11 protein-coding genes and 1 other RNA gene are annotated in these 13,173 nt (G+C 43.5%); 3 read left to right on the plus strand and 9 right to left on the minus strand.

Annotated features, from left to right (window positions below):
- The first annotated feature begins 164 nt into the window (after window positions 1-164).
- Window positions 165-341 (plus strand): hypothetical protein, encoded by a 177-nt coding sequence (locus tag MHH63_RS23130; RefSeq protein ID WP_169744731.1) that lies wholly within the window; start codon window positions 165-167, stop codon window positions 339-341.
- Between the two features lie 82 nt (window positions 342-423).
- On the opposite strand, the gene MHH63_RS23135 is transcribed toward MHH63_RS23130, so the two are convergent.
- Window positions 424-618 (minus strand): helix-turn-helix domain-containing protein, encoded by a 195-nt coding sequence (locus MHH63_RS23135; RefSeq protein ID WP_179089461.1) that lies wholly within the window; start codon window positions 616-618, stop codon window positions 424-426.
- Window positions 619-904: 286 nt separating this feature from the next.
- Here MHH63_RS23135 and MHH63_RS23140 point away from each other — a divergent pair, with 286 nt between their 5' ends.
- Window positions 905-1,375, plus strand: coding sequence for a DinB family protein (locus tag MHH63_RS23140; RefSeq protein WP_175620008.1), 471 nt, complete (start codon window positions 905-907; stop codon window positions 1,373-1,375).
- Between the two features lie 51 nt (window positions 1,376-1,426).
- Window positions 1,427-1,873, plus strand: coding sequence for a YdeI/OmpD-associated family protein (locus MHH63_RS23145; RefSeq protein WP_076279925.1), 447 nt, complete (start codon window positions 1,427-1,429; stop codon window positions 1,871-1,873).
- Window positions 1,874-2,077: 204 nt separating this feature from the next.
- Here the strand turns inward: MHH63_RS23145 and MHH63_RS23150 are convergent, their stop codons facing one another.
- The 8 genes from MHH63_RS23150 to ssrA all read right to left on the minus strand — a co-directional run bounded on the left by MHH63_RS23150 (window position 2,078) and on the right by ssrA (window position 13,067).
- On the minus strand, window positions 2,078-3,394 hold the full coding sequence (locus MHH63_RS23150; RefSeq protein ID WP_341172151.1) for a BaiN/RdsA family NAD(P)/FAD-dependent oxidoreductase: 1,317 nt from the start codon (window positions 3,392-3,394) through the stop codon (window positions 2,078-2,080).
- Window positions 3,395-3,425: 31 nt separating this feature from the next.
- Window positions 3,426-4,733, minus strand: coding sequence for an aminoacetone oxidase family FAD-binding enzyme (locus tag MHH63_RS23155; protein ID WP_341172152.1), 1,308 nt, complete (start codon window positions 4,731-4,733; stop codon window positions 3,426-3,428).
- Window positions 4,734-5,018: 285 nt separating this feature from the next.
- Window positions 5,019-5,225, minus strand: a complete 207-nt coding sequence (locus MHH63_RS23160) for a hypothetical protein (protein ID WP_175620007.1) — start codon at window positions 5,223-5,225, stop codon at window positions 5,019-5,021.
- A gap of 349 nt (window positions 5,226-5,574) precedes the next feature.
- Window positions 5,575-7,488, minus strand: coding sequence for an S-layer homology domain-containing protein (locus MHH63_RS23165; protein WP_341172153.1), 1,914 nt, complete (start codon window positions 7,486-7,488; stop codon window positions 5,575-5,577).
- Window positions 7,489-7,614: 126 nt separating this feature from the next.
- Window positions 7,615-10,449, minus strand: coding sequence for a hypothetical protein (locus tag MHH63_RS23170; protein WP_341172154.1), 2,835 nt, complete (start codon window positions 10,447-10,449; stop codon window positions 7,615-7,617).
- Between the two features lie 819 nt (window positions 10,450-11,268).
- Window positions 11,269-11,634, minus strand: a complete 366-nt coding sequence (locus MHH63_RS23175; protein WP_076126891.1) for a hypothetical protein — start codon at window positions 11,632-11,634, stop codon at window positions 11,269-11,271.
- Between the two features lie 408 nt (window positions 11,635-12,042).
- Window positions 12,043-12,405: a hypothetical protein gene (locus MHH63_RS23180; protein WP_076126889.1), complete on the minus strand. Its 363-nt coding sequence runs from the start codon at window positions 12,403-12,405 to the stop codon at window positions 12,043-12,045.
- 297 nt (window positions 12,406-12,702) lie between these two features.
- Window positions 12,703-13,067, minus strand: a transfer-messenger RNA (tmRNA) gene (gene ssrA, locus MHH63_RS23185).
- Window positions 13,068-13,173 lie beyond the last annotated feature (106 nt).

The following is a 13,173-nucleotide window of genomic DNA, read 5'->3' on the forward strand; positions in this document are numbered from 1 at the left end:
GGTTCCGAAACAATCATTTACTCATATCTCCCATATCTAACCGTGTTCTGAGCTAATGATTATAGGACAGCGAATGGATTGTGATCATACAACACGAATAGCCACACAGTAGCCAGCACATAATAAAATTCACAACCATTAGGTAATCAAGGAGGAATTTTTAATTGAGCGCAAATAAACCAGACAAGAATCTGATCAACACCGTAAAAGATTTGGAAGCCACGCCCGTAAACAGCCTGGAAGCCCAACAGCAACAACAAGCCCGTAATGATCGCCGCAAGCAATCTCAGCATGACAGCGACGGAAAATTCACGGAAAATGAAACCGGGAACTTTCATTAAAGTCGGGGATAATGTTGGCATCTTCTTTTCAAGCTGCAATAACGTAAAAAGACACCCTTCAAGGTGTCTTTTCTTTTACTACCTATGGAGCCGTATCATAATGTATTTTCCTCTGATCAATACGTATCAACTGCTCATCCTGTAATCCAAGCAATGATTTTGTCACGGTCTCACGCGCCGTTCCTGTCATATCCGCCAGGTGTTGATGCGTTAATTTCAAATCGATTAGAACACCTTTATCAGAGGGCACTCCGTGCTGTTCTGTTAGACGCAACAACACGTGAGCAACTCCAGATAGAACCAGATAGTGCTCCTCTCCCTCTTCACCCTCAAAAAAGATGGACTCTCCTTTTATATAAGTACGCTCGCCACATACCTTAGCAATTTCAGCTAATTATTCATCATCAAGATGTTCAAAGAACGGAAAATCCCGTAACAGTTGGGTTTGTGATTGAGTATGTTTCACAAATTTTCCAAATGAACCATCACAAAATGGAAGGTTTTGGTTGTTTAGGACAAGAATAAAGTTAAGATTCTAAATTTCGAGAAGTGAGTTGATGAACATGAGTGATAAGATGGTGGCTGTTTTAAGAAGACAGTTTGATCCAACCGTAGAAATGTTGAAGAATCTTATCGAAGTATGTCCTGATCATTTTTGGAAGAATGCCAAGCATAAATACTGGAAGCATATATTCCACGCTACAACCAGCATGAAATTTTGGTTTAGGCAGCAGAAGGATGAAGAATTCACGATACCTGACTTCGGTAAAGATATAACAGAAGACTTAGATAAGGAGTGCTCTGACTACCCTACTAAGGAAGAAATGACGGAGTACGTAGAGGAGATATTGAGTGTGGCTCGTAATTTTTTTGCTGAACTTACTGACGGCAGATTATTGGAACCATGTGTACTATACGAAGAAATAACTAAAACTGATGTTATCCTCATGCAGATAAGGCATGTTCAACATCATATAGGTTATTGCAACAGCATATTGAATTCGAATCACCTACAAACAGCAAAGTGGCTATGATAAAATTAGTGACCGAAATCAGCTTCTTTACCACGAGGAGTGTTATTTAGTATGGTTTATGAATTTGATAGTGAGATAAGGCTGCTGGAAGGTAAAATGAAATGGAAAGTAGTCTATTTCCCCTATTCAGTAAGGGAGATATTCAATACTAATGGTAAAGTACCTATTCAAATCTCTGTTGACGGGCACGAATTTGACCATACTTTATTGCCGTCAAAGAATGGGCATTATTTTGTTTATAACGAATTTATTCGAAGAGCAGTACAAAAAGAGCTCGGTGATACATTACATATAATACTTAAGAAATGTGAGGAAAATCGTAAACTGATTGTGCCTGATTACATTACTACAAACCTTGAAGAGTACCACATGCTGAATACATTTCTAAACCAGCCTGATTACATTAAACGAGAGCAGATTAATTATATTGAGCTTGCTAAAAAGGAAGATACAAAAAATAGACGAATACTAACTCTAATTGATAAACTTAAGGATTAATAAAGGGACGACAATAAAGTTGAGGTAAAATAAAGACATCAGAGTTAAGCAACGAATAAAATGAGCACCAAACTTTAAAAAATCACAAAAAAAGCGATGAGAAACAATCCTCATCGCTTTCACATTACTAAAACCAGACTTGTTACAGCAAACCTCTGCCATAGTAATAGGTGATCGTTTAAGAGTCAGCAACCCTCTGTCCCCTTACGTGGTGCTGGCACGTCGCTTAGCAAGCGCCATAGCAGCGGCGTAGCCAGAGCTCCAAGCCCATTGCAGGTTATAGCCGCCGCAATCTCCATCCACATCCATCACTTCACCTGCCAAATACAGCCCAGGGACTAACTTAGATTCTAACGTTCCTTCGATTAGCTCCGTCGTATCGATGCCACCGGCTGTTGTTTGTGCATTCGTGAAGCTATTGGTATCGGTCACTTTAAATTCCCAATGCTTCAAGATTCGATAAAATATTTTCTTGGTTTTCCATGATAAATCCATACAAAGCAAGTGCGGCTGTTGATCAATTCCAGCCTCCTTCAGCAGAACTGGAATCAGTTTCTTGCTGACGATGCCCACAAAAGAATCGGCAACCGTCCGGTGTCCGAAGATCCCCCAGTGGATCTCCAGAAAATCAATTAACTCTTCCTCCGTGCGCTCCGGCATTAAATCAACCGACAATGTCACCGATTCTCCTATTCCGAGATTATACGCAGCCTTTCTGCTGAGCTGAAGTATGGGCGGGCCCGAGATACCATAGTCCGTAAAAAGAATCTCACCAGACTCAGTGCGGATGACTTCATTGTTTACGATAACATGGGCCTCTCCCTCAAATTTGATGCCCGATAGTTCCTTCAAATACGGATAATCCAGCTTCAATTGTACAATGCCTGGCACCGGGTTGATCAGGGTGTGCCCCAGACGTTGGACAAGCGTATAACCGGAGCCGTCCGTTCCCGTTTTGGGAGCGGTAAGGCCGCCTGCACATAGAAAAAGATAGTCGCTGGTATACACAACCTGTTCCTCTGTCTCCGTCTGGCAGGTTATCGCGAACCGCGGATGTCCCGCCGAAACGGTAACATCCAACACTTTATGTTTATAATATACGGGAACATTCCGATCCTCCAGCGCCAGCTTAAATACACCCGGCACCGAAGCCGCCTGCAGCGACATCGGATACATCCGGCCATTCTCCAAGCTTACAAAAGGAAGCCCGAGTGAGGAGAAAAATTCGATCGTTTGGCGGACACCGAATTGCCGCAATACATGTATTGGGAATCCTTCCTGATTACTGTGATACTTGCGTGATAAAGCGGCCGCTTCATCCGTACCGGTGGCGGTGGATTGGTTCGTAATGTTGCAACGCCCGTTACCCGTCGTTATTATTTTCTTCCCAAGCCGGTCATTGCTTTCAATAATTGCTGTATCAATACCTTGATCCCTCGCTGTAACTGCAGCCATTAGACCTGCAGCACCCCCACCGATAATGAACAGCTCGTGGTGCTTAGAAGTCTGATCCTTATACATGTTAATTGATGCATCCCTTTTCCTAATAAATTTATTGAATTGACTTAGCTAGCGCCATGGCGGCCACATATCCGGAACTCCAGGCCCATTGCAGGTTATAGCCGCCGAAATCTCCGTCGACATCCATCACTTCGCCAGCCAAATACAGCCCAGGCACCAGCTTGGATTCCAGCGTTCCTTCGATGAGTTCCGACGTATCAATGCCGCCGGCTGTCACTTGCGCATTCGTAAAGCCATTGGTATCCGTCACTTTAAATTCCCAACGCTTCAAGATTCGATAAAATTTCCCCTTGGTTTTCATCGATAGATCCTGGCAAAGCAGCTCTGGCTGTTGATCTAAGCCAGTCTCTTTTAGTAGGACAGAAACAAGCTTCTTATTGAAGATGCCAACAAGGCAATCCGCCACAGTCCGGTGTCCAAAGGTCTCCCAGAGCCTTTCTAAAAACTCAACTAACTCTTCCTCCGTGCGGCCCGGCATCAGATCAACCGACAATGTTACCTGTTCTCCTCTTGCAAGATGATACGCAGCCTTTCTGCTTAGCTGAAGAATTGGCGGGCCGGTAATACCATAATCCGTGAAGGCAATTTCACCCTGTTCACTGCAGATGACTTTACCGTTCACAATGATATGGGCTTGTCCCTGAGATTTGATAGTGGACAGTGCCCTCATATTCGGATATTGCAGCTTCAATTGCACAATGGCCGGCAAAGGCTCAATCAGGGTGTGCCCCAGACGTTCGGCAAGTGTATACCCAGGAGGTTCTTTTCCCGCATTTGGACCGGCAAGGCCACCCGCAGATAGAAGTAGATAGTCGCTAGTATAAACAACCTCCTCCTCTGTCTCCGTTTGGCATTTTATCTTGAAGCGCGGATGATTCTTCGAAACAGTAACATCCAACACTTTGTTATTGAGGTATACCGGAACATTCCGATCCTCCAGCGCAAGCTGGAAAATATCCAGCACCGCTGCTGCCTGCAGCGACATTGGATACATCAAGCCCTCCTTCAATCTTGTAAGTGGAAGCCCGAGAAAGGAGAAAAAATCTATAGTCTGACGGATGCCAAATTGCTGCAATACCGCAAGTGGAAATCCGGCCTGATTACTGTGATACTTGTGCGATAAAGCAATTGCTTCATCCGTACCCGTCGCAGTGGATTCATTCGTAATGTTACAGCGGCCATCACCTGTCATTAATATCTTCTTTCCAATCCGGTCGTTACCCTCCAGAATGGCAGTATCGATACCCATATCACGCGCAGTAACGGCGGCCATTAGTCCGGCAGCACCTGCGCCGATAATAAACAGCTTTTGGTGCATAGAAGTCTGATTCTCATACATGGTTGATCAATGCATCCTTTATTCCAATTTTTCTAAAACACAGAGTCACTTTATTAAATTATAGCATAAGTATACTGGTTTTCATTTATATCTCCCTATTAACTCTTCCTATCCTAGGTTTGCCTTTTTTATCCCTATATAGAACCTTAAATTTTTCTTCACACCTTCTTCACTGCAATCTTTAATTCCACATACGAAAGATACTGGATCTAGCAAGATACTCATTTTTTTGAACCGCCACGCATAGTCCAGATCATATTCTGAAAATATGAAAAAAGACACCTTTCATGGTGTCTTCAATAGTACTCCATATGGAGCCGAGCCATGGCTGTACAAATCCACAATTCGCCGCCGTGTGATGATTCGGATGTTCGGCGAGGTAGCATAGTTTAAGATCATTCCTTGGTCAGCGTATCGATGCGCGTGTGGCATTGCCCAGCGGATCAAATACGCCATTCTTCTTCCCATTGATAATACTAGCTTCTGCTTCATCTTTAATTAGATTCACTGCATAAGAGCTTGCGGTAGACATATCCGTAACTTTGCCTTTGGAAGCATCTTTATTACACTGATTTAGCCATTCAAGGAAAACAAACTCTCCTATAAAGAAAGGCGATCCTTGAGTAGCATAAAAAAGAGTTGCAACGACAACAAGACCTAGACGAAGCGTTCGAAGCGGTTAATTACAAACTTCGCAAGTACGATCAAATCTAGAAGGGGCAAATAACGGCTGAGCAGGAGTTTGTAATGGGTGATCACGAGGTAATGCATGACGAGTTCCTCTAAATATACACAAAAAAGAACCTTCAACCACTTAGCTTGTGGTTGAAGGTTCTTGCTGTTACGAACTCAGTTTGGCCGCTTCGAGCAAGCGTTGTAAAATGACGGTAGCTTCGGCACGTGTAATGACATTGTTCGGCGTAAGCTGTCCTTGATTGCCTATGATAATTCCGTATTTAACGTTAAGTGCAGCTGCCGCTCTTGCAGACAAGTCGAGCAAATGATGGTCTTTGAATGTGCTAAGCTGTTGAGCGGCTTCGCTATCGGAAATCGCTGTATCCATCCCAGCAAGCTTCATGGCTTTCCCCAGCAACACCATTGCTTCTTCTCGGCTTAGCTTCTCGTTGGGAGTGTACTGGCTGTTGTTACTTGCCGTAACTAACCCGTAGCCTTCCGCAATGGAGACCGTTTCGTAATACCATTGCCCGCTGTTGACGTCAGTAAAGCTAGTAGGCTGATCAACCGTGTGTAATCCGAGAGCCCGGACCAACATCGCCGTGAACTCAGCTCGGGTAATTTGCTTGTTCGGTTGAAAGCTCGATTCAGTGACACCTTGGACGATCAGCTTGGACGCTACTTGTTCGATATCATACTTCGCCCAATGATTCTGAATATCCGCAAAGGTTTTGTCATTCTCTATAACGGCATAGACGCTATTTGTCAGGCTATAAATGACAGCAAAGGTCTTGCCGTTCTCCCTCATCATTCGGGTAGGTACCGGCACGATGTTTCCATCCTTCGTCATCGTAATCCCCGTTATATTTTTATTGTGATCATCTGCTGAATTGGGAATGACAATCGTCCGCTCGACATAGCTAAGAAACTTGTTGAGCTCAATCGTCTTACCGCCATGTGCTGCTGTGATGTTGAAATCAATCGGCGGCGACAAGAGTCTTGCCTTCCCTATACTATTAGCAAGTTGCACGATATCGCTTTCTGGTACATTGGTAATCTCGACTTGAATCACCATGTTTCGCAGTGCATCCTCCGAACCGAAACGCTTCGTGACAAGACTCCAATCGATCCGGTTGGCAGCTAGAAGATAGGAACCAAGCTCCGTTTGAATTAGAATAACTGCGTTTCGGTCATTCAGTGTTGTGATAAGCTGACCGTTTAAGAGCAGAAGAACACGATCTGAATCATTATGGACCGGTATGTTAATGACTGGCTTATCGGGTAAGGAATCGAGGTAACGCGATAATTTCTTCTCGTCGATGGTTACCGTTGTCACTTTCTTTCCGTTCATAACAGCAGTTGTTTCTTTGGCTAAATCCTTCTGTTTAACTCCATTGATCTCGATCTCTAGCCCTAAGCTTGGAATTGGGCTTGTACTTGAGCTTGTACTTGGGTCTGAGCTTGAACCTGAACCGGATTCAGGAGTCGAGATATTCAGCGTAAACGTGGCAATCGTCTGATTTCCTGCTTCATCGATGACGACTAGCGTGTAGTTGCCAGAAGATATAACTCTCGTTCCGGTTGTGAAGGGCTGACCGTTTAATGTAGCGGTACCTTCATTAAATCCAATCGTCAACGGACTGGTGTAGTTGCTTATTCCTACAGTTAGACCGGTTATAATCGGGTTTGTTCGATCAATTGTGAAAGAAATCATTGTGACGTTACCCGCCTCATCCGTCACCACAAGCGTATAGTCACCTTCGGCAAAAACCGTTGCGCCACTTGCGAATGGATCTCCGTTCAAGGTCGCCGTACCTTCATTGAACGTAATCGATTGATTCGTGTTATAGATAGAGCCGTCGGTCACACCGCTAATGATCGGGACCGTTTTATCGATCGTGAATGCAATGGTTGTAACGTTGCCCATCGCGTCCGTTACGATGAGTGTGTAGTCGCCCTCGGCACTGACTTCAGATCCGCTAGCAAAGGAATCGCCGTTCAATGTTGCGATAACGGTTGGGCCGGTTTTGTGGATCGTAAAGCTGACTGTCGTAACGTTAAACAATGAGTGTATAGTCATTCTGCGAATGGATCTCCGTTCAACGTTGCCGTACCTTCGTTAAAAGTGATCGTTCTGTCGGTGTTGTTATAACTCGATCCGTAAACAACCCCAGTAACGGTTGGCCACTTGCAAATGGATCTCCGTTCAAGGTAAACAACCCCAGCCGGTTTTGTGGATCGTAAAGCTGACTGTCGTAACGTTGCCCACCGCATCGGTCACAATGAGTGTATAGTCGCCTTCAGCGGAAACGGTCTCGCCACTTGCGAATGGATCTCCGTTCAACGTTGCCGTACCTTCGTTAAAAGTGATCGTTCTGTCGGTGTTGTAGCTCACCCCGTAAACAACGCCGGTGACGGTTGGAGCGGTTCTGTCAATGATGAAGTTGGCCGTCGTAACGTTACCCGCCTCATCCGTCACCACAAGCGTATAGTCACCTTCGGCGAAAATGGTTGCGCCACTTGCAAATGGATCTCCGTTCAAGGTCGCCGTACCTTCATTGAACGTAATCGATTGATTCGTGTTATAGATAGAGCCGTCGGTCACACCGCTAATGATCGGGACTGTTTTATCGATCGTGAATGCAATGGTTGTGACGTTGCCCATCGCGTCCGTTACGATGAGTGTGTAGTCGCCCTCGGCACTGACTTCAGATCCGCTAGCAAAGGAATCGCCGTTCAACGTTGCGATTCCCGTGTTAAACGTGATCATTCTGTCGGTATTATAACTCGATCCGTAAACAACCCCAGTAACGGTTGGGCCGGTTTTGTGGATCGTAAAGCTGACTGTCGTAACGTTGCCCACCGCATCGGTCACAATGAGTGTATAGTCGCCTTCAGCGGAAACGGTCTCGCCACTTGCGAATGGATCTCCGTTCAACGTTGCCGTACCTTCGTTAAAAGTGATCGTTCTGTCGGTGTTGTAGCTCACCCCGTAAACAACGCCGGTGACGGTTGGAGCGGTTCTGTCAATGATGAATTTCACCATCGTGACGTTGCCTGCTGCATCGGTTACAACCAGCGTATACACACCATCCTGATCAATCTTTGTACCGCTTGTATAAGCAGTTCCATTCAATTGCGCTGTCCCTTCATTAAAACTAGGAACTACCGATATATAAATTCCGCCCTCCATTACTCCCGTAACAATTGGCGCCACATTTTCGATCTCAAAGTTAACCGTTGTTACATTACCTACTGTATCGGTTACAACCAGCGTATACACACCATCCTGATCAATCCTTGTACCGCTCATATAAGCAGTTCCATTCAGCTGCGCTGTTCCTTCATTAAAACTGGGAGTTACCGACTTATAAACCCCGCCCTCGCTTACCCCTTTAATTTTAGGTGCTGTTGTGTCTATCTCAAAGTTAATCGTTGTTACATTGCCTGCTGTATCCGTTACAATCAGGGTATACACACCATCTTGTGAAACCTGTGCACCACTAACAAAAGCAGCTCCGTTTAAAGTCGCGGTTCCTTTGTTAAAGGTAATCGTTTTGATTGTGTTGTATATTACACCATTCGCTATTCCCGTTACGGTAGGTGCTATCGTATCAACCTTGAAAACCACCGTCGCACTATTGCCTGCTTGATCGGTGACGATCAGTGTATACGTTCCATCCTGGGTGATGTCTGTACCACTGGTATAGGGACTCCCATTAAGCAATCCGCTGCCTTCATAAAATAGAGGATTAACTTTGCTATTATATACTATGTTATTCACTACATTTGTAATAACAGGAGCTATTGTATCTACTGTAATTGTACTACTAATAGTTGAGTTGCTCGAATTACCAACTCTATCTTTATATTGTACATATACGTTTTTGACTCCCTGTCCAGCCGGAAGGACCCATGACCTCCCGTTCAGATCAGCGATACTGAACCAGCTGGTCTGCCAAGTCCCATTAACATTGGAGAGACGCACCTGCTCAACTCCTGAGCCGCTTCCATCCGTATAGGTTCCTTTTAAAGTGACCATCTCTGATTTCGTCCATGCAGCACCATCATTAATAATCAGTGCACCTGTTGGTGCTGTCTGATCCAATAGAATGATCTGAGAAGAACTGGCAGATATCGCATTGTTGGAATCTCTCACCTGCATATAGATGTTCTTCGCCCCATCCCCTCCACTTAGACTGAATGTTGCTGTATTGCTGAAAGGCAACCAAGATGCCGCCGATAAATTAGCAACGCTATTCGCAAATCTCATATGGGTAACACTATCACCTGCATCAGGATCTGAACCTGTTACGGATAGATTGACTGTGCTGGCGCTTGTCGCTGTTCCCTCCGCAATTTTGAAAGAGCCCGTAGGCGGGGTATTCGTCGGTCCGGTCTCATAAGTAACGACTAGCTTCGGGCGAAATGCAGCATTCGAAGCTTCTAAGGAATACAATAAAAATCTCCCGCTGTCTGCATCTGCTTCATTGCCGTTAAGTGTAAAAGTTACTGTGCGATCAGAACCACCCGTAAAGGCATCGACAGCACTCTTAACATTGAAAGTAATCGATTGATCCTGAAGATAAGTGCCCATCGGCACTTCCGCAGTGCTTTTCGCCGTAAATTTATCTGAAAAAGGGCTATTCACATCTACGAAGGGGAAGGTACCATTAAAATTATGGTCCAAACTATTCGCAGCAGAGCCCCTTGCCTCCATGTACAGCGTGTGATTCGGGACTCTTAATACAGTAGCAACCGTCACAACCAGCTCTGCTGATACAATGGTCCCTTCTGGAGCACCTAAATTGAAAGATGCGGCCATTCTATTGCGCACATTGACGAAGCCGTCATTATTGCTCATGCCGACATATAGATAACCATCTCCGTCATTATCATAGATTCCGTTATATTCCGCTTGACCATTTAATTGCATCGTATCAGCAGTTGCTGTATAGGTCTTTGTAACTGTGCCTCCTGCTGCTTCAGCACTCGGTACCAACCCGGGTGTGATTGTCGTGAATAGAATAGCAATCGTCATGAATAGAGTTAGAATTCTTTCTCTCAATGTTTCTCCCCATTTCATATAAATATCAATATAATACTTTATGTAATATAATTACATTATAAATAAATAATACAAAATAAAAATTTATAGACAATAGCCTTACGAAGCCTATCTTGTCTATGTAATCTATCCATTATATAATTCCAGCATTTGAGAGAATAGTTACTGCTGTCATCACTATTGTCACATGACAAATTTGTAAATTTAACCAGTTATTATTCATCCTATTTAGGTATACTTTAGAGAACGAAAAAACTGGCCTCATGTGTGTTCAATCAGTTGAGAACAGTTACGTATCCCTTCTCGTTCAGCTACCTCCTTATAGCTCGATGAACCCTCTTAATACGCTCTGACCGCCTTTAATTTGAATTCCTCTGTATACTTCTGAAATGTTTGACCTTTTTTAGCCATAAAAAATATCCCCTCCAAGTGGCACTCAAGCCTACATGATAACATGAAGGTTTTTTTGAGTGTCTACTTGAAGGGGATAATATCAATCAGCGGGTCTTTCAAATGGAGCCGAGGGGAGTCGAACCCCTGTTCGAAGATAATGACACATAAGCTTCTACGAGTCTACTTACAGTTTTGATGTCATCCTAGAAGCATTCTAACCAATATTTGATAAGTCATTCTGATTAAGGAGACTGGTCATAGGAATAACTCCTTAGTATAGTGATCCATTTATATAAGTTAATCCTGAATATATCGGTTTTTCACAGTGCTTCTTCAATACGCAGAAAGTACCTTTGGCGCTACAGATGATGGCTGGATCCTTTTAATTTTTAGAAGTTGCTAATTCCCTGCGGAATCAAGATACGCTTCAGCTTCTTCTATCGATTCGTACAAGTTTGCAATATCTTTAAACATACGATTCATTTGCGTTTTGTAGAACGCCGTAGGCGCAACATACACCCATTTGTGTTTTGTGGACATTCCAGCTTTCACAGCATCTTCACCAGTTGGAGCAAGAATTGCCATCACCTCTTGCTTAAATACCAGACCACCAGTGATTACAGTCATACCTGTAAACCCTCGCTTAGTTTTCTTCAGTATCTTCGGAAATTGTTCTGCGTACGCAAAGGCATCCTCAACTTCCATACCGTCCGATGTTACAATAATTCTGTTTTTATTTTTAACATAATCAATAGTGAAACTCATAATAGTAATTCCCCCGAATATTTTTGCTTTTGAGTGCTTAATGCCATAATCTAATCTTATATCAGTTCGAGCTCTTATAGATGTAGTTTCGGAAAATGTGCCACTAAATATTAACTTCAAAGTGAATGATCTAATTTTAGATGTAGACAACATGTCTACAAGAATAAATACTTTTAGTTCCCCATAATTCCTTGTCTGCATTCGGTCTACAATTCAATCACTAAACAGCAAAAAAACCGCTATCTCAGCGGGTTCCTCTTATGGAGCCGAGGGAAGTCAAACCCCTGTCCGAAGATAACGGCACATAAGCTTCTACGAGTGTAGTCAGAGCTTTGATGTCACAAAATTCATGACTCCCGCCAGAAAATTGTTTTACGGTGTAGTTGTAATTCTAAACTCAAAACTGTGCTATAGCGAAAAATCGGTAACACCCTTTTTATAGGAAAATTTAAGACTATATGTTTCTTCTTTTCCATAGGGCATTGTAGCAATTTTTATACGAGTATAATCAAGCCTGCTATCTCTTAAAACTCTCTTTACCAAGGCTATACTACGTTCTTCTTCCGTAATGATACAAAATATATTAAGAGCATATTTTTTTGGGTCGGAAATGCATTTGCCCATATCAAAGCCATCAACACAACCTAAGTTAGCATCTATTAGAGATATGTCCAGGTATTCCATTACTTTATCTCTTAACCAGTTATCACGTTGGCTTCCTTTTTCACTTTTTAGAGGATACTGTACTACTAACCAAAATTTTTCACTCATTCATAATCACCAGCCAATGAAGAGATTATTATAATAATTATAACAAAGAAACTTTGCAAAAGGGTATCGTTAACAATAGTATGGGAACCATCCTCATGCGGACGGTATTCGTGGTGGTAGAAAAATCTTTTGCAGTTTAAAAATATGCATACCAAACATTCCGAGACCTCATAGTAGACATGATAAACCACAAGTACACATTTGAGGAATTGGCTGAAATCATTAAAAAGCATTGCCTAACTTTAATTATGAGGATACAAAAAAGCGACCCCTAAAGGTCGCTTTTTCTAAAACTCCATATGGAGCCGAGGGGAGTCGAACCCCTGTCCGAAGATAACGGCACATAAGCTTCTACGAGTGTAGTCACAGTTTTGATGTCACCCGAGTATCGCCCCGTAACCGGCTATACGTTGGGTCAGCCTGATTGTCTTCTTCAGCTCACCGCAGGCGGAGATGAGACAGCGTATCCCACTATTTGTTAGCCCCTATCCCTGTCACATGGGCGATGCAGAGTAGAAGCACGCACACAGTTTCTTAGGCTGCGAAAGCGTAGTTGTTTTGTTGTTTGCCGTTTAATAGGCTTTAGCGTTGATGAAGCGGACGCGTCCCCACTACTCGCTACTCATGCTCGAACTATCCCCGTCGAATCCAAGAACGGCCCCTCATTAAAAGGGCGCTTCGGATCAAGCGGATCTTCCAAGCAAGAGAGATCCAATCTACAGCTTCTTATTCAAGAAAACTGTAACGAAGCAATAACTAACTTACTTA

This window comes from Paenibacillus sp. FSL H3-0310, assembly GCF_038002785.1.
Lineage (GTDB): Bacteria > Bacillota > Bacilli > Paenibacillales > Paenibacillaceae > Paenibacillus_AQ > Paenibacillus_AQ odorifer.